This window comes from Polaromonas sp. (genome assembly GCF_018780625.1).
Classification (GTDB): domain Bacteria; phylum Pseudomonadota; class Gammaproteobacteria; order Burkholderiales; family Burkholderiaceae_C; genus Polaromonas.
In genome coordinates this window covers 1-16,500 of sequence record NZ_JADMJK010000250.1, presented here as the reverse complement: position 1 = coordinate 16,500, position 16,500 = coordinate 1, and the positions used below count along the sequence as shown (strand labels likewise).

15 protein-coding genes and 1 pseudogene are annotated in these 16,500 nt (G+C 59.0%); 14 read left to right on the top strand and 2 right to left on the bottom strand.

The window, feature by feature from the left end:
• The 14 genes and pseudogenes from IV091_RS17825 to IV091_RS17760 all read left to right on the top strand — a co-directional run.
• Positions 1 to 255, top strand: a pseudogene (locus tag IV091_RS17825) (NADH-quinone oxidoreductase subunit D); the annotation flags it as partial.
• A 17-nt stretch (positions 256 to 272) separates the two neighbouring features.
• Complete coding sequence (nuoE, locus tag IV091_RS17820; RefSeq protein WP_293470716.1) at positions 273 to 767, top strand: NADH-quinone oxidoreductase subunit NuoE; 495 nt, start codon at positions 273 to 275, stop codon at positions 765 to 767.
• The gene (gene nuoF / locus IV091_RS17815) at positions 764 to 2,197 is read left to right on the top strand and encodes an NADH-quinone oxidoreductase subunit NuoF (protein WP_293470714.1); all 1,434 of its coding nucleotides are present in this window, start codon (positions 764 to 766) and stop codon (positions 2,195 to 2,197) included. Before nuoE ends, nuoF begins: the two co-directional genes overlap by 4 nt.
• Before the next feature lie 19 nt (positions 2,198 to 2,216).
• Positions 2,217 to 4,361, top strand: a complete 2,145-nt coding sequence (nuoG, locus tag IV091_RS17810) for an NADH-quinone oxidoreductase subunit NuoG (protein WP_293470712.1) — start codon at positions 2,217 to 2,219, stop codon at positions 4,359 to 4,361.
• A complete protein-coding gene (nuoH, locus tag IV091_RS17805; protein ID WP_293470711.1) occupies positions 4,358 to 5,431 on the top strand; it encodes an NADH-quinone oxidoreductase subunit NuoH in 1,074 nt (357 codons plus the stop codon). The genes nuoG and nuoH overlap by 4 nt, the downstream gene beginning before the upstream one ends.
• 143 nt (positions 5,432 to 5,574) lie before the next feature.
• The gene (gene nuoI, locus IV091_RS17800; protein ID WP_293470709.1) at positions 5,575 to 6,072 is read left to right on the top strand and encodes an NADH-quinone oxidoreductase subunit NuoI; all 498 of its coding nucleotides are present in this window, start codon (positions 5,575 to 5,577) and stop codon (positions 6,070 to 6,072) included.
• A 44-nt stretch (positions 6,073 to 6,116) separates the two neighbouring features.
• On the top strand, positions 6,117 to 6,761 hold the full coding sequence (locus IV091_RS17795) for an NADH-quinone oxidoreductase subunit J (protein WP_293470708.1): 645 nt from the start codon (positions 6,117 to 6,119) through the stop codon (positions 6,759 to 6,761).
• Complete coding sequence (gene nuoK, locus IV091_RS17790) at positions 6,758 to 7,066, top strand: NADH-quinone oxidoreductase subunit NuoK (protein WP_293470706.1); 309 nt, start codon at positions 6,758 to 6,760, stop codon at positions 7,064 to 7,066. Before IV091_RS17795 ends, nuoK begins: the two co-directional genes overlap by 4 nt.
• A 7-nt stretch (positions 7,067 to 7,073) precedes the next feature.
• Positions 7,074 to 9,098 (top strand): NADH-quinone oxidoreductase subunit L, encoded by a 2,025-nt coding sequence (gene nuoL / locus IV091_RS17785; RefSeq protein WP_293470704.1) that lies wholly within the window; start codon positions 7,074 to 7,076, stop codon positions 9,096 to 9,098.
• A gap of 18 nt (positions 9,099 to 9,116) precedes the next feature.
• Positions 9,117 to 10,592: an NADH-quinone oxidoreductase subunit M gene (locus IV091_RS17780; protein ID WP_293470702.1), complete on the top strand. Its 1,476-nt coding sequence runs from the start codon at positions 9,117 to 9,119 to the stop codon at positions 10,590 to 10,592.
• Between the two features lie 23 nt (positions 10,593 to 10,615).
• On the top strand, positions 10,616 to 12,118 hold the full coding sequence (gene nuoN, locus IV091_RS17775) for an NADH-quinone oxidoreductase subunit NuoN (protein ID WP_293470700.1): 1,503 nt from the start codon (positions 10,616 to 10,618) through the stop codon (positions 12,116 to 12,118).
• Between the two features lie 9 nt (positions 12,119 to 12,127).
• Complete coding sequence (locus tag IV091_RS17770; RefSeq protein ID WP_293470698.1) at positions 12,128 to 12,430, top strand: DUF2818 family protein; 303 nt, start codon at positions 12,128 to 12,130, stop codon at positions 12,428 to 12,430.
• On the top strand, positions 12,427 to 13,044 hold the full coding sequence (locus tag IV091_RS17765; protein ID WP_293470696.1) for an NUDIX hydrolase: 618 nt from the start codon (positions 12,427 to 12,429) through the stop codon (positions 13,042 to 13,044). Before IV091_RS17770 ends, IV091_RS17765 begins: the two co-directional genes overlap by 4 nt.
• Positions 13,045 to 13,064: 20 nt before the next feature.
• Positions 13,065 to 13,565, top strand: coding sequence for a DUF1178 family protein (locus IV091_RS17760; RefSeq protein ID WP_293470694.1), 501 nt, complete (start codon positions 13,065 to 13,067; stop codon positions 13,563 to 13,565).
• Between the two features lie 83 nt (positions 13,566 to 13,648).
• Here IV091_RS17760 and IV091_RS17755 read toward each other — a convergent pair whose 3' ends face one another.
• Together IV091_RS17755 and IV091_RS17750 are read right to left on the bottom strand one after the other, a co-directional pair.
• A complete protein-coding gene (locus IV091_RS17755; RefSeq protein WP_293470692.1) occupies positions 13,649 to 14,974 on the bottom strand; it encodes a Glu/Leu/Phe/Val dehydrogenase in 1,326 nt (441 codons plus the stop codon).
• A gap of 143 nt (positions 14,975 to 15,117) precedes the next feature.
• A partial coding sequence (locus tag IV091_RS17750) for an ATP-binding cassette domain-containing protein (protein WP_293470690.1) occupies positions 15,118 to 16,500 on the bottom strand: 1,383 nt, incomplete at its 5' end.

Sequence of the window (16,500 nt, the reverse complement as noted above, 5' to 3'; positions counted from 1 at the left end):
CACCATTTCAAGCTTTTTACCGAAGGCTTTCATGTGCCCGAAGGCGAGGCTTATGCCGCCGTCGAGCATCCCAAGGGCGAGTTCGGGATTTATATCGTCAGCGACGGTGCCAACAAGCCTTACCGCCTGAAGATTCGTCCACCTGGTTTCTCGCATCTGGCCGCCATGGATGAAATGTCGCGCGGCCACATGATTGCAGACGCCGTTGCGATCATCGGAACCATGGACATTGTGTTCGGTGAAATTGACCGCTAAATTCAATGAGTTCTTCCATGATTTCTGAACAAACCCAAGCGCGTTTTGAACGCGAAGTCGCCAAATACCCTGCCGACCAGCGGCAGTCGGCTGTGATGGCCTGTCTGACCATCGTCCAGGAAGCGCATGGTTTCGTCAGCGCGGAAAGCGAACGCCTGGTCGCCGACTACCTGGACATGGCGCCGATTGCAGTGCATGAGGTCACCACCTTCTACAACATGTACAACCAGCAGCCGGTGGGCAAGTACAAGCTCAATGTCTGCACCAATCTGCCGTGCCAGCTGCGTGACGGCGCGAATGCGCTCAAGCACCTGGAGCACAAGCTGGGTATTTGCATGGGTGAAACCAGCGCCGATGGCCTGTTCACCCTGCAGCAGTCCGAGTGCCTGGGCGCCTGTGCGGACGCACCGGTCATGCTGGTCAATGACCTGACGATGTGCAGCTTCATGAGCAACGAAAAACTCGACCAGCTCATCGATGGTCTCAAATCTGCCGAAGGCCAGTCGTCATGACGCTTGCATCCAATTCAAGTCGCAGCGCAGCGGCGCAAAGCGTGCTGGCGCAATTTGCTGCAACCGGTGTGCAGAGCTGTTTTCACGGTCGGCACATCAATCCACAAATCCTGGCAGACCTTGACGGCCGCAACTGGCAACTCAAGGACTACGAAGCCCGTGGCGGCTACCAGGCGCTGCGCAAGATTTTGGCGCAGGGCGGCGATCAATCCGGTGGTGAGGCTGGAACTGTCGGCATGACGCCGGATCAGGTGATCGCCGAAGTCAAGGCCAGCGGTCTGCGCGGCCGCGGCGGTGCGGGTTTCCCGACGGGACTCAAATGGAGTTTCATGCCGCGTCAGTTTCCAGGCCAGAAATACCTGGTCTGCAACTCGGACGAGGGCGAGCCGGGCACCTGCAAGGACCGCGACATCATGCAGTACAACCCGCACAGCGTGATTGAAGGCATGGCGATCGCGGCGTATGCCATGGGTATCAGCGTGGGCTACAACTACATCCACGGCGAAATTTTTGCCACCTACCAGCGGTTTGAAGCGGCGCTCGACGAGGCCCGCGCTGCAGGTTTGCTGGGTGACAACATTCTCGGCAGCGGTTTTAATTTCCAGCTCCATGCGGCGCATGGGTTTGGCGCCTACATTTGCGGTGAAGAAACCGCCTTGCTGGAATCACTCGAAGGCAAAAAAGGCCAGCCCCGCTTCAAGCCGCCGTTTCCTGCCAGTTTTGGCTTGTACGGCAAACCCACGACCATCAACAACACCGAAACCTTCGCGGCCGTGCCGTGGATCATTCGCAATGGCGGTGCGGCCTACCTTGAATGCGGCAAGCCCAACAACGGCGGAACCAAGATTTATTCGGTTTCCGGTGACGTCGAGATGCCCGGCAACTATGAGGTACCCATGGGGACGCCGTTTTCGACCTTGCTGGAACTGGCTGGCGGCGTTCGCAAGGGTCGCACGCTCAAGGCCGTCATTCCAGGCGGTTCCTCTTCTCCTGTGCTGCCAGCCTCCATCATGATGGAGTGCACCATGGACTATGACTCGATCGCCAAGGCGGGCTCCATGCTCGGTTCAGGCGCCGTGATCGTCATGGATGACAGCCGCTGCATGGTCGAGTCGCTCAAGCGGCTGTCCTATTTTTATATGCACGAGTCTTGCGGACAGTGCACGCCTTGCCGCGAAGGCACGGGCTGGCTCTGGCGCGTGGTGGACCGTATCCACCACGGCAAGGGCCGCCAGGGCGATATGGACTTGCTGAACTCGGTGGCGGACAACATCCAGGGCCGCACCATTTGCGCGTTGGGCGATGCTGCCGCCATGCCGGTACGCGCCATGATCAAGCATTTCCGCCATGAGTTTGAGGCCATGATCAAACCACCAGCCCCTCAAGTCGCAGCCCCTGAAGGTGCTGCGCGGGCCTCAAGCCACGTCTGATCGCGGAAAGAAAAAAAATATGGTTGAAATAGAACTAGACGGCCAGAAAGTGGAAGTGCCGGCAGGCAGCACGGTCATGCACGCGGCTGAAAAAGCGGGCACCTATATTCCGCATTTTTGCTACCACAAGAAGCTGAGCATTGCGGCCAACTGCCGCATGTGCCTGGTGGATGTGGAAAAGGCGCCCAAGCCCATGCCCGCCTGCGCCACCCCGGTCACCCAGGGCATGATTGTTCATACCAAGAACGACAAAGCCATCAAGGCCCAGAAAGGGGTGATGGAGTTCCTGCTGATCAACCACCCGCTGGACTGCCCTATCTGCGATCAGGGCGGCGAGTGCCAGCTGCAGGATTTGGCCGTCGGCTACGGCTCGGGTGCGTCGCGCTACGAAGAAGAAAAACGCGTGGTGTTCCACAAGGACGTGGGTCCGCTGATCTCCATGCAGGAGATGAGCCGGTGCATCCATTGCACCCGCTGCGTGCGCTTTGGCCAGGAAGTGGCCGGCGTGATGGAACTGGGCATGTCGCATCGCGGCGAACATGCCGAGATTGAGACCTTTGTCGGCATGTCGGTGGACTCCGAGCTGTCAGGCAACATGATCGACATTTGCCCGGTCGGTGCGCTCACCAGCAAGCCTTTCCGCTACAGCGCCCGCACGTGGGAGCTGTCGCGCCGCAAGTCGGTCAGCCCGCACGACTCGACCGGTGCCAACCTGATTGTTCAGGTCAAGAACAACAAGGTCATGCGCGTGGTGCCACTTGAAAACGAAGAGGTCAACGAGTGCTGGATTGCCGACCGCGACCGTTTCTCCTATGAATCGCTGAACGGCGATGAGCGGCTGACCAGCCCCATGCTCAAGCAGGGCGGCGAATGGAAAACCGTCGACTGGCAGACAGCACTTGAGTATGTCGCCAACGGCCTCAAGCAGATCAAGGCCGAGCATGGCGCCGAGAGCATTGGTACGCTGGCCAGCCCGCACAGCACGCTGGAAGAGTTGACCCTCGCGGCCGCACTGATGCGCGGTCTCGGAAGCGAGAACATTGATCATCGTTTGCGCCACGCAGAGTTTCTTCCTTCTTCGTTGGTGCGCTGGCTCGGGACTTCGGTCGCCTCGCTGTCAGACCTGCAACGCGTGCTCGTCGTCGGATCCAACCTGCGCAAGGACCACCCGCTGTTCGCGCAGCGTATTCGCCAGTCCGTGCGCAAGGGTTGCGCCATCAGTACGATTAATTCAGCTGCCGAATTGAGTTCTGCCGATGCATGGGCCATGCCTGTCGCCAACACGCTTTTGGCTTCACCCGATGCATGGGTGCAGGGCCTGGCGGACGTTGCCGCAGCCATTGCGCAAGAAAAGGGTGTGCCAGCGCCGGCCGCCGGGCAAGCGACCGAAGCAGCGAAGGCGATTGCCGCCTCGCTCTCGGGTGGCGAGCGCAAGGCCATTTTGCTGGGCAACGCTGCCGCGCATCATGCCAATGCGTCCAGCCTGCTGGCTTTGGCCAATTGGCTGGGTGTTCAGACTGGCGCCACGGTAGGTTACCTCACGGAGGCCGCCAATACGGTCGGTGCCCAGTGGGCAGGTGCTTTGCCGGGCGACAAAGGTCTCCATGCCGGCCAGATGCTCGATGGCCGATTGAAAGCTGTGCTGCTGCTGAACAATGAACCCGAGTTTGATTCGGCTAAAGGTGCGGTGGCCAGGACGTCGCTGAACGCGATCCAGATGGTGGTGACGCTGAGTCCTTTTAAATCCAACATGAGCTTCAGCGACGTGTTGCTGCCGATTGCACCCTTCACGGAAACGCCCGGCACGTTTGTTAATGCGGAAGGCCGCGTGCAGGGTTTTCATGCGGTCGTCAAACCTTTGGGGGACACGCGGCCGGCCTGGAAAGTATTGCGCGTCTTGGCGAACCTGCTGGGCTTGCCGGGTTTCGATTTTGAATCCTCGCAAGAGGTGCTCAAGCAGATTCCGGGCTCTGAATTGACGCACGTGCCGGCCGACAAGCTGGGCAATGCAAGCGATGCGCGCATTGACGTGGTGTCTGCCGCTGGCCAGGCACCTGTAGTTGCCCGTATCTACCAGCTCGACGGTCTCGTCCGGCGGGCACCCTCGCTACAGCTGACGGCGGATGCCCGTCAGTCATCTCAGCTCGAAGGAGTCGGCGCATGATTGATGCAGTTTACGGCTTCGGCCAGGGCTTGATGGGCGGTATCTGGCCAGCGACGGTCTGGCCTGTACTGTGGGTGCTGATCAAGATCGTCTGCGTCTTGTTGCCGCTGATGGGCTGCGTTGCCTACCTCACGCTGTGGGAACGCAAGGCCATTGGCTTCACGCAAATCCGTCTGGGCCCCAACCGCGTAGGTCCCTTTGGTTTGCTGCAGCCGATTGCGGATGCGCTCAAATTGTTGACCAAGGAGATCATCATTCCGACGGCCGCCAGCAAAGGCTTGTTCGTGCTTGGCCCGATCATGACCATCATGCCGGCCCTGGCCGCATGGGCCGTCATTCCTTTTGGTCCCGACGTGGCGCTGGCCAACATCAATGCCGGCTTGCTGTTTCTGATGGCGATCACCTCGCTGGAGGTGTATGGCGTGATCATTGCGGGCTGGGCCTCCAACTCCAAGTATGCGTTTTTGGGTGCCATGCGGGCTTCTGCCCAAATGGTGAGCTATGAAATTGCCATGGGTTTTTGCCTTGTCGTCGTCCTCATGGTGTCGGGCAGCCTGAACATGACCGATATCGTGATGGGCCAGGGAAAGGGAATGGGGGCCAGTCAGGGCATGAACTTCCTGTCGTGGAACTGGTTACCCCTGCTGCCGATTTTTGTGGTTTATTTCATTTCATCTCTGGCCGAGACCAACCGTCACCCGTTTGACGTGGTGGAAGGCGAATCCGAGATTGTGGCGGGCCACATGGTGGAGTACTCCGGCATGGCGTTCGCCATGTTCTTCCTGGCTGAATATGCCAACATGTGGTTGGTAGCCATTCTGGCCGTCCTGCTGTTTCTTGGCGGCTGGTTGCCTCCCTTTGAGTTTTTGAGCTTTATTCCCGGCTGGATCTGGCTGGGTGCAAAAACGTTTGTAGTCGTCACCATGTTCCTGTGGGTACGCGCCACCTTTCCGCGCTTTCGCTATGACCAGATCATGCGCCTGGGCTGGAAGATCTTCATACCGGTGACGCTGGTCTGGCTGGTGGTTGTCGGGGCCTGGATGCAGACTTCTTACAACATCTGGAAATAGCATGAGCCCCCACGTTTGCTCACTTCGTGTCGCTCTCTGCCCCCCGAGGGGGCTGCTGCGCCTGCGGCCCGGCAAAGCCGGTTCCGCGGCCCCTGCTTGCATGAATGCATCGCCGGCAAGCTTCACTCCCGCAGGAAACTGATATGTCTACCGTAGCCTCCGTCAAGGATTTTGTTTCAAGCTTCATGTTGACCGAGCTGTTCAAGGGCATGGCCCTGACCGGCAAGTACATGTTCAAGCGCAAGATCACCATCCAGTTTCCTGAAGAGAAAACACCGCAAAGCCCCCGGTTTCGCGGCTTGCACGCACTGCGCCGCTATGAAAACGGTGAAGAGCGATGCATTGCCTGCAAGCTCTGCGAAGCCGTCTGCCCGGCGATGGCGATCACCATTGAATCCGACGTGCGCGAAGACGGCAGCCGCCGCACCTCGCGTTACGACATCGACCTGACCAAATGCATTTTTTGCGGTTTTTGCGAAGAGAGTTGCCCGGTCGATTCCATCGTCGAAACGCATATTTTTGAATACCACGGTGAAAAGCGCGGTGACCTGTATTTCACCAAAGAGATGTTGCTGGCGGTAGGCGATCGCTATGAAACCGAAATTGCAGCCGCCAGGGCGGCAGATGCCCCTTATCGCTGAATTCCCCGTCCAAGTAGTCGCCTCAAGAAAGAATTTATAAAAACATGGACGCTATAACCGGTCTTTTTTATTTTTTTGCCGCGGTATTGCTGTTCTCAGCATTCCGTGTCATCACCGCGCGTAATCCAGTGCATGCAGCGCTGTTCCTGGTGCTTGCATTTTTTCAGGCTGCCGCGATCTGGATCCTGCTCAAGGCCGAGTTCCTGGCGATCACGCTGGTGCTCGTGTATGTGGGCGCCGTGATGGTGCTCTTCCTCTTCGTGGTCATGATGCTGGACATCAACATGGACGGCGTACGCAAGGGCTTCTGGAAACACTTCCCCCTGGCCGGCATGGTGGGCGTTGTGATTGCGCTGGAAATGTCCTATGTGTTGATGGGCGGGTTTCGTGAACCGCCCAAACTGGCATCTGCTGCGGGCCAGATTGGCGACCAGGTATCCAACACCAAGGCTCTTGGCGTGTTGCTTTACTCTGAATACATTTACCCGCTGGAAATAGCGGCCGTTATTTTGCTGGTGGCCATCATTGCCGCCATCGCACTGACCTTGCGCGAGCGCAAGGATTCCAAACATACCAATGCCGCTGACCAGGTTCGGGTCAAGCGCGGAGACCGGGTCAGCCTGGTCAAAATGAAGTCTGTGGTCGTCGCATCGCCGGCCAGCACGACCGCTGAGGAAAAACAATCATGACGCTGACGTTGGGACATTTTCTTTCTCTGGGCGCCATGCTGTTTGCGCTGTCCATCATTGGCATTTTCCTGAACCGCAAAAATCTGATTATTTTGCTCATGGCGATTGAGCTCATGCTGCTGGCCGTCAACATGAACTTCGTGGCTTTTTCGTACTACCTGAACGACATGGCCGGTCAGATCTTCGTGTTTTTCATTCTGACGGTTGCGGCGGCCGAATCGGCCATCGGACTGGCCATACTGGTGCTGCTGTTCCGCAACAAGTCCAGCATCAACGTCGACGAACTTAATACGCTCCAGGGTTAATAAAAACATGAGTCAAACCCTTTCTGCATCGAGCTTGCTGGCCGTCCCGCTGGCACCCCTGGCCGGCGCTCTGGCGGCTGGTATTTTGGGAACCTCCTTCGGCGGTAACTGGATTGGTCGGCGCCTGTCGCATACCCTGACCATTCTGGGTGTGCTGGTGGCGTTCATCATTTCGGCCATGACGCTCAAAAGCGTGGCGCTGGATGGCGCACGCTTCAATGAAACGCTCTACACCTGGATGGTGGTCGGCGGACTAAAAATGGAAGTCGGCTTTCTGGTCGATGGCCTCACGGCCATGATGATGTGCGTGGTGACGTTTGTCTCGCTCATGGTGCACATCTACACGATTGGCTACATGGAAGAAGACGAAGGCTATAACCGCTTCTTCGCCTACATTTCCCTGTTCACTTTTTCCATGCTGATGCTGGTGATGAGCAACAACTTGCTGCAGCTGTTTTTTGGCTGGGAAGCGGTGGGCCTTGTCTCGTATTTGCTGATCGGCTTCTGGTTCAACAAACCCAGCGCGGTTTTTGCCAACATGAAGGCCTTCCTCGTGAATCGCGTGGGCGATTTCGGCTTTATTCTGGGCATTGGCCTGATTGCGGCCTATGCCGGCACGCTCAACTATGGCGAAGCGTTTGCCAAGGCTGGCGAGTTGTCCCAGCTGACCTTGCCGGGTACCGGCTGGATGTTGGTGACGGTCATCTGTATTTGCCTGTTTATCGGGGCCATGGGCAAGTCAGCCCAGTTTCCGTTGCACGTGTGGCTGCCTGACTCGATGGAAGGCCCAACACCTATTTCTGCGTTGATTCATGCGGCAACCATGGTGACGGCTGGCATCTTCATGGTGGCGCGCATGTCGCCGCTGTTTGAACTCAGCGATACCGCGCTGAGCTTCATCATGGTGATTGGCGCGATCACGGCGCTGTTCATGGGTTTCCTGGGCATCATCCAGAACGACATCAAGCGCGTGATTGCTTATTCCACCCTGTCTCAATTGGGCTACATGACGGTGGCGCTCGGTGCGTCCGCGTATTCCGTGGCCGTGTTCCACCTGATGACGCACGCGTTTTTCAAGGCGCTGCTGTTCCTTGCGGCGGGTTCGGTCATCATGGGCATGCACCACAACCAGGACATCCGCTGGATGGGCGGCGTGCGCAAGTACATGCCAATTACCTGGATCACTTCCTTGCTCGGTTCGCTCGCATTGATCGGAACGCCGCTTTTTTCAGGCTTTTATTCCAAGGACAGCATCATCGAGGCCGTGCATGAAAGCCATCTGGCGGGCGCGAGCTTTGCGTATTACGCTGTGTTGGCAGGCGTCTTCGTGACGGCTTTTTATTCATTCCGCCTTTATTTCCTGGTCTTTCACGGCAAGGAGCGCTTTGATCAGAATCCCGACGCGCACCACGATGCGCATGATGATCACGGCCACCATGGTGAGCATCAAAAGCCCCACGAGTCGCCCTGGGTGGTGACGGTACCGCTGATTCTGCTGGCGATTCCCTCGGTGGTCATCGGCTTCATGACGATTCAACCCATGCTGTTTGGTGATTTTTTCAAGGATGCCATCTTTGTCAACCTTGAGCGCCACCCCGCCATGGAAGAGTTGGCCAAGATCTTCCATGGTCCGGCCCAAATGGCCTTGCATGGTTTGACGACAGCACCCTTCTGGCTGGCGCTGGCCGGTGTCGTGCTGTCTTATTACATGTACATGGTGAATCCAGCCCTGCCTGCAGCCATCAAGCGCAGTGCGCAGCCGATCTACACCTTGCTTGAAAACAAGTACTACCTCGACTGGTTCAATGAAAACGTGCTGGCCCGCGGCGCGCGCGGTCTGGGTACGATTTTCTGGAAAACGGGCGACGAAAAGCTGATTGACGGCGCTGTTGTCAATGGCTCATGGAAACTGGTGGGCTGGATCTCCAGCATGGTTCGAAAGCTGCAGTCGGGCTACATCTACCACTACGCCTTCGGCATGATCATTGGCGTGTTTGTGTTGATGACGTACTTCGTCTGGCTCAACAAATAAGAATAAGGAAGAACGAGAATGGGATTGTTGAGCCTTGCCATATGGACGCCGATTTTTTTCGGTGCCGTTTTGTTGGCGCTGGGTCGTGACGAACAGGCACGCAGTGTGCGCTGGATCGCGCTGATCGGTGCTGTTGTCAGTTTCCTGGTGACCTTGCCCTTGTACGGCGAATTTCAGCTGGCCACTTCAGCCATGCAGTTTGTCGAGAAGGCCAGCTGGATTGATCGCTTCAATGTCAATTACCACCTCGGCGTGGATGGCATCTCGCTCTGGTTCGTGCTGCTGACAGCTTTCATCACGGTCGTGGTCGTCATCGCCAGCTGGGAGTCGATCACGAAGCGCGTCAACCAGTACATGGCCGCCTTGCTGATTCTGAGCGGCCTGATGATTGGTGTTTTCGCGGCGCTCGACGGCATATTGTTCTATGTGTTCTTCGAGGCCACGCTGATCCCGATGTACCTGATCATCGGCATCTGGGGCGGTCCTAAAAAGATCTACGCAGCGTTCAAATTCTTCCTGTACACCTTGCTCGGCTCGTTGATGATGCTGGTCGCGTTGATGTTCCTGTACACCAAGTCGGGCGGCAGTTTTGATATTGCCACCTGGCACATGCTGCCGCTGAGCGGCACGGTGCAGACGCTGCTGTTTTTTGCCTTTTTTGCGGCATTTGCCGTCAAGGTGCCGATGTGGCCGGTCCACACCTGGTTGCCCGACGTGCACGTGGAAGCGCCTACCGGCGGTTCGGCCGTGCTGGCCGCCATCATGCTGAAACTGGGCGCCTACGGATTTCTGCGGTTTTCGCTGCCGATCGCGCCTGATGCCTCGCGCGAGTGGGCCTGGCTGATGATTACCTTTTCCCTGGTCGCCGTCGTCTACGTGGGTCTGGTGGCGCTGGTGCAAAAGGACATGAAAAAGCTGGTCGCGTATTCGTCCGTGGTCCACATGGGTTTTGTCACCCTGGGTTTCTTCCTGTTCAGTGACCTCGGCGTTTCAGGCGGCATTGTGCAGATGGTGGCGCACGGCTTTGTGTCGGGCGCCATGTTCCTGTGCATTGGCGTGCTGTATGACCGCGTGCATTCACGCGAAATTTCAAGCTATGGTGGCGTGGTTGCCACCATGCCCAAGTTTGCCGCTTTTGCCTTGCTGTTCACCATGGCCAACAGCGGCTTGCCCGGCACGGCCGGCTTTGTTGGCGAATGGATGGTGATCCTCGCTTCCGTCAAGTACAACTTCTGGATCGGTGCTGCTGCTGCGTCCACCCTGATTTTTGGCGCTGCCTACTCGCTCTGGATGTTCAAGCGCGTGTACCTTGGGCCGGTCGTCAATGAAGACGTCAAGGGACTCAAAGATATCAACGCACGGGAATTCCTGATGTTGTCCCTGCTGGCGATTGCCGTGCTGTTCATGGGCATCTATCCCAAGCCGTTTACCGATGTGATGAACACCTCGGTGGCTGACCTGCTCAAGCACGTCGCCGTCTCCAAACTGAACTAAGCAACCTATCCCAAAGAATTCAGATGATTGACAAACTCAGTTGGATCGCGGTCTACCCCGAAATCGTTCTCTTGATCATGGCCTGCGTGATTTTGCTGGTCGATCTTGGCAGCAAAACCGCGCAGCGCACCGGTACCTATGCCCTGACCTTGCTGACGCTGGCCGTGGTGGCGACCATGGAAGCTTTTTATGCCGTGGGCGGCCAGACCATTTATGGCTTTGGCAACATGGTGGTCAGCGACCCCATGGGCAACTGGCTCAAATGCTTTGCCAGCATCGCCACGATGGTCTCGCTGGTCTACGGCAGGCCATATTCGGCAGACCGCGGCATGCTGCGCGGCGGCGAGTACTTCACGCTCAGCCTGTTTGCATTGCTGGGCATGTTCGTGATGATTTCAGGCCACAACTTCCTGTTGATCTACATGGGACTGGAACTGCTCACGCTGTCCAGCTATGCGCTGGTGGCGTTGCGGCGCGACCATGCAACGTCGACGGAAGCGGCCATGAAGTACTTTGTGCTGGGCGCGCTGGCCTCGGGCTTTTTGCTCTACGGGCTGTCCATGCTGTACGGCGCGACCGGATCGCTCGACGTCAATGAAGTGTTCAATGCCATTGCAAGCCGCCAGGTCAAGCACCAGGTGCTGGTCTTCGGCCTGGTGTTCATCGTGGCCGGCCTGGCTTTCAAACTGGGGGCAGTGCCTTTTCACATGTGGTTGCCCGATGTGTACCAGGGCGCGCCCACGGCGGTGACGCTGCTGATCGGCGGCGCCCCCCAGCTCGCGGCCTTCGCGATTGTGATCCGGCTGCTGGTCGAAGGCATGCTGCCGCTGGCCATTGACTGGCAGCAGATGCTGGCGCTGATGGCGATTGGCTCGTTGCTGATTGGTAACCTGGCCGCCGTGGCGCAAACCAACCTCAAGCGCATGCTGGCCTTCTCCACGATTTCCCAAATGGGCTTTTTGCTGCTGGGCCTGATGGCTGGCGTGGTCAATGGCAACCAGATGAACACCGAGTCGGCCTATGGCGCGGCCATGTTCTATGTCGTGACCTATGTGCTCACAACGCTGTCGGCCTTCGGCATCATCTTGCTGCTGGCCCGCGCCGGACACGAGTCTGAAGAGATTTCTGATCTGGCCGGCCTGAACCAGCGCAGCCCGCTGTACGCCGGTGTCATGGCCATCAGCATGTTGTCGTTGGCGGGCCTGCCGCCGCTGGTGGGCTTTTATGCCAAGCTGGGCGTGCTGCAGGCGCTTATTTCATCTGAGAAAAGCAGTTACCTGATGCTGGCCATCTTTGCGGTCATCATGTCGCTGATTGGCGCCTTTTACTATCTGCGCGTGGTCAAGGTCATGTATTTTGACGCGCCCCAGCCCCACAACGCCCAACCCGTTTCGGCTCCGGCCGATGCCAAGGTCGTGCTGGCCATCAATGGCGCGCTGATCCTGATTCTGGGTATTGCGCCGGGTGGCCTGGTGACGCTGTGCGCACAGTCCATGAGCGCCATTGTCAAGTCCCTCGGGGCGTAAGGTTTACCGATGACCCAAACCGCTTCAATCGGGCTGTTGATGATCCTGGCCTTGCTGGCTGCGAATCTGCCCTTTGTCAGCAACCGCCTGTTTGCGGTGCTGGCGCTTAAAAATCCGAAAAATCTGGCTGTACGACTTGCGGAACTGGTGGTCTGGTACTTTCTGGTGGGTGGGCTGGGGCTCTATCTGGAACAACGCGCCGGGCAAAATGCACCACAGGGGTGGGAGTTCTACGCCATCACGGCCACGCTTTTTCTGACGTTCGCGTTTCCTGGTTTCACCTACCGTTACCTGTTCAAGCACCGCGCATGACTTTTTCAGGCGCTGCTGGAAAAGACGCTCCGGCATGCGATGCCCATCTGATCGAAACCCCGGTGGGTTCCGAAGAACTCCTCCGGGGAAATTTTCTTCACGTCTTGCGCGATACCGTTCGCCTTCCAGATGGCCACCATGCCACGCGGGAATATGTGATTCACCCCGGTGCGGTGATGATCGTGGCGCAGTTCGATGATGGCCGGGTGGTACTGGAGCGCCAGTACCGTTACCCGGTCAAGTCTGTCATGCTGGAATTTCCGGCGGGAAAACTGGATTCCGGTGAGGCATCGCTGGCCTGTGCGCAACGCGAACTGCAGGAAGAAACGGGCTACACCGCGCGGCATTGGGCCAGGGCTGGCGTGCTGCACCCGGTGATTTCCTATTCAACCGAATTTATTGACATCTGGTTTGCACGCGGGCTCAGTCTGGGCGAACGCAAACTGGATGCCGGCGAATTTCTGGATGTATTCACCGCAACCCCCGCGGAGTTGCTTGGCTGGTGCAGCAATGGCCGTGTGACCGACGCCAAGACATTGACGGGGGTTCTGTGGCTGCAAAACGTCATGTCGGGGGCGTGGGCACTGGATTGGCAGGCGGCTACGCCGCCGTGAGCCTGCGCTGATCGCTCGCCATGAAAGTCCTGAATCTTCAGTGTGCGCATCAGCATTCCTTTGAAGGCTGGTTTGGTTCAGAGGAAGATTTTCAGGCGCAGCGGGCGCGCGGCCTGATTGAATGCCCGATGTGCGCGGACAAAGACATTCAAAAAATGCCAAGTGCGCCTCGCCTCAACCTGGGCGGGCGTCCGGCCCAGGAAGTGCCCGAAAATAACAGTGACAATCTGCGCCCGGCCCTGTCTGCCGCAGACCATCCTGTCGATGCGGGTGCCGGGGGCACGCCGCCCGGCGCCAACTCTGTCGCGCAGGCCGCTTTCCTCAAGGCCTTGCGCCATGCGGTGGCAAATACCGAGGATGTCGGGGACCGCTTTACCCATGAAGTGCGCCGCATGCACTACGGCGATGCGGAGGCGCGCAGCATTCGTGGCAAGGCGAGTTTGAAAGAGACCGTGGAATTGCTGGAAGAGGGGATTGATGTCATGCCTTTGCCGCCGTTCGTCAAGGAAACCCTCCAGTAAACAAAAAAGGGTGTCTTTCGACACCCTCTCGGATGAATGCTGAAAGCCCCGGTTCGCATTCAAGTGCCCCAGAGCCGTCCGCTTCAGGGGTACAGGCCGCGCAGCTCGCGCGTATGCAAAATCCGCTTGCAGGCCACGATGAAGGTGGCGGTGCGCAGGCTGACCTTGTGGTCCTGGGCCACCTGCCAGACGCCGGCAAAGGCCTCTTTCATGATGCGTACCAGGCGGGCATTGATTTCAGCTTCGTCCCAGAAAAAGCTCGAAAAGTCCTGCACCCATTCAAAGTAACTGACGGTCACGCCGCCTGCGTTGGCAATCACGTCTGGCAGCACCAGTACATTGCGCTCCTGCAAGATGTCGTCGGCGGCGGGTGTGGTGGGTCCGTTCGCGCCTTCAATGATCATGCGTGCCTTGATGCGGCCGGCATTGGCCGCCGTGATCTGCTGCTCCAGCGCGGCGGGGATCAGGATGTCGCAGTCCACGTCCCAGAATTCGTCGTTGGCCATGACGTCGGCGTCTGCAAAGCCGCCCACGCTGCCAGTCTCTGCGACGTGCTTGAGCAGGGCCGGAACATCCAGTCCCGATTCGCGGTAAATGGTGCCGCCATGGTCTTGCACGGCCACGATGCGCGCGCCGGCTTCGGCAAACAGCTTGCCGGCCACGCCGCCCACATTGCCAAAGCCCTGCACCGCCACCCGCGCCGTACCGATGTCGAGCCCGATATGCCGGGCTGCCTCGGCGCCCACCGTGAACACGCCGCGGCCCGTCGCTTCGCGCCGTCCCAGCGAGCCGCCCAGGTCAACCGGCTTGCCCGTGACCACGCCGGTGGCAGTAGAACCCGTGTTCATGGAGTAGGTGTCCATCATCCAGGCCATGATCTGCTCGTTGGTGTTGACGTCAGGTGCAGGGATGTCCTTGTTGGGACCGATGATGATGCCGATTTCGCTGGTGTAGCGGCGCGTCATGCGTTCCAGTTCACCGCGCGAAAGCTTCTTGGGGTCCACGCGGATGCCACCTTTGGCGCCACCGTAGGGTACGTTCACTGCGGCGTTCTTGATCGACATCCAGGCCGACAGTGCCATCACTTCCGACAGCGTCACGTCCTGGTGAAAACGCACGCCGCCCTTGCCAGGCCCACGCGAGACGTTGTGCTGCACACGGTAGCCTTCGAAGTGGGCCACACTGCCGTCGTCCATGTGGATGGGCACATCGACGATCAGGATGCGCTTGGGGCGCTTGAGGGTTTCGGCCCAGCGCGCCAGGTTGCCCAGGTGCGGTATGACGCGGTCGACCTGCTGCAGGTAATTTCCCCAAGGGCCGAGATTGTCGGCCTGCAGGTAAGACGGAAGAGCGTGTTGCGGCAGGGTCGCCGCAGTGCCAATGGCGCCCGGGCTGGAAGCTTGAGACATTAAAAACTCCTTGTGGACAATCAAGAACCAGAGCTTAGGCCCGCCGCCATGAAGTGTCCAAGGCCAGCTTTATTTAATTTTATGCAGAAAATGCATAACAAGAAATTTGTCAGACCGGTTTGCGGTTCCGAAGGGTTTTTCACTCAGGCATTGAACTGCAGCGCCGCCAGCCGTGCGTAAATCCCGCCGCGCTGCACCAGTTCGGCATGCGTGCCTTGCTCCACCAGTTCGCCGTGGTCCAGCACCAGGATGCGGTCGGCCTGCTGCACCGTGGCCAGGCGGTGCGCAATGACCAGCGTGGTGCGGTCCTTCATGGCCGACTCCAGCGCGGCCTGGACCATGCGTTCGCTTTCGGCATCGAGCGCGCTGGTGGCTTCGTCCAGCAGCAGCAGCGGCGAGTTTTTGAGCATGGCGCGCGCAATGGCAATGCGCTGGCGCTGGCCGCCCGACAGGCGCACCCCGCGCTCGCCCAGGAAGGTGTCGTAGCCCTCGGGCAGGGCGGTGATGAATTCATGTGCAAACGCGGCCTGCGCCGCCGCCTTTACCTCGACGTCGCTGGCGCCGGGCTGGCCGTAGCGAATGTTTTCAAGTGCGCTGGTCGAGAAAATCACCGCATCCTGCGGCACGATGCCGATGCGCTGGCGCAAGTCGTGCAGCGCCAGGTCGCGGGTTGCCACGCCGTCCAGTTCTATGCTTCCCGTCGCCGGATCGTAAAAACGCAGCAGCAGCTGAAACACCGTGCTCTTGCCCGCACCGCTCGGTCCCACGATGGCCACGGTTTCACCAGGCGCCACGCTCAAGCTGAAATTGCGCAGGGCTGGCAGCAAGGGGCGTGACGGATAGTTGAACGTGACTGATTCAAATTTAATAGCGCTTCCCGCCCGTGGAATATGGGCTGGAAGCGGATTTGATGGTGATGTCACAGGCGAGCGGGTTTCCAGCAGTTCCATCAGCCGCTCGGTGGCGCCGGCGGCGCGCAGCAGGTCGCCGTAGACCTCGCCCAGCACGGCCGCCGCGCTGGCCAGAATGATCACATAGACCACCGTTTGGCCGAGATGGCCCGCCGTGATGTCGCCGCGCATGACGGCTTGCGTGCCTTGGTACAGGCCCCACAGCAGCGCCGCCGACGTGGCGATGATGATGAACGCCACCAGCACCGATCGCGCCCGGGTGCGCCGAACAGCGGTGTTGAAGGCGTCGGTCGTCGACTGGTCAAAGCGCGCGGCCTCGCGGGCTTCAGCGGTGTAGCTTTGCACCACCGGAATCGCGTTCAGCACCTCGGCCGCGATCGCGCTGGAGTCGGCGACGCGGTCCTGGCTGGCGCGCGACAGCTTGCGCACACGCCGGCCAAACCACACCGACGGCGCCACGATCAGCACCAGCACGCCCAGCACCTGCACCATCAGGTAGGGGTTGGTGTAGACCAGCATGACCAGCGCGCCCACACCCATCACCGCGTTGCGCAGCCCCATGCTGAGCGACGAGCCCACCACGGTCTGCACCAGCGTCGTGTCGCCGGTCAGGCG

Coding starts and splice junctions, on each gene's coding strand:
- IV091_RS17760 (WP_293470694.1), top strand. CDS start 13,065: ATGAAAGTCCTGAATCTTCAGTGTGCGCATCAGCATTCCTTTGAAGGC.
- IV091_RS17765 (WP_293470696.1), top strand. CDS start 12,427: ATGACTTTTTCAGGCGCTGCTGGAAAAGACGCTCCGGCATGCGATGCC.
- IV091_RS17795 (WP_293470708.1), top strand. CDS start 6,117: ATGGACGCTATAACCGGTCTTTTTTATTTTTTTGCCGCGGTATTGCTG.
- nuoF (WP_293470714.1), top strand. CDS start 764: ATGACGCTTGCATCCAATTCAAGTCGCAGCGCAGCGGCGCAAAGCGTG.
- IV091_RS17770 (WP_293470698.1), top strand. CDS start 12,128: ATGACCCAAACCGCTTCAATCGGGCTGTTGATGATCCTGGCCTTGCTG.
- nuoI (WP_293470709.1), top strand. CDS start 5,575: ATGTCTACCGTAGCCTCCGTCAAGGATTTTGTTTCAAGCTTCATGTTG.
- nuoN (WP_293470700.1), top strand. CDS start 10,616: ATGATTGACAAACTCAGTTGGATCGCGGTCTACCCCGAAATCGTTCTC.
- IV091_RS17780 (WP_293470702.1), top strand. CDS start 9,117: ATGGGATTGTTGAGCCTTGCCATATGGACGCCGATTTTTTTCGGTGCC.
- nuoH (WP_293470711.1), top strand. CDS start 4,358: ATGATTGATGCAGTTTACGGCTTCGGCCAGGGCTTGATGGGCGGTATC.
- nuoG (WP_293470712.1), top strand. CDS start 2,217: ATGGTTGAAATAGAACTAGACGGCCAGAAAGTGGAAGTGCCGGCAGGC.
- IV091_RS17755 (WP_293470692.1), bottom strand. CDS start 14,974: ATGTCTCAAGCTTCCAGCCCGGGCGCCATTGGCACTGCGGCGACCCTG.
- nuoL (WP_293470704.1), top strand. CDS start 7,074: ATGAGTCAAACCCTTTCTGCATCGAGCTTGCTGGCCGTCCCGCTGGCA.
- nuoE (WP_293470716.1), top strand. CDS start 273: ATGATTTCTGAACAAACCCAAGCGCGTTTTGAACGCGAAGTCGCCAAA.
- nuoK (WP_293470706.1), top strand. CDS start 6,758: ATGACGCTGACGTTGGGACATTTTCTTTCTCTGGGCGCCATGCTGTTT.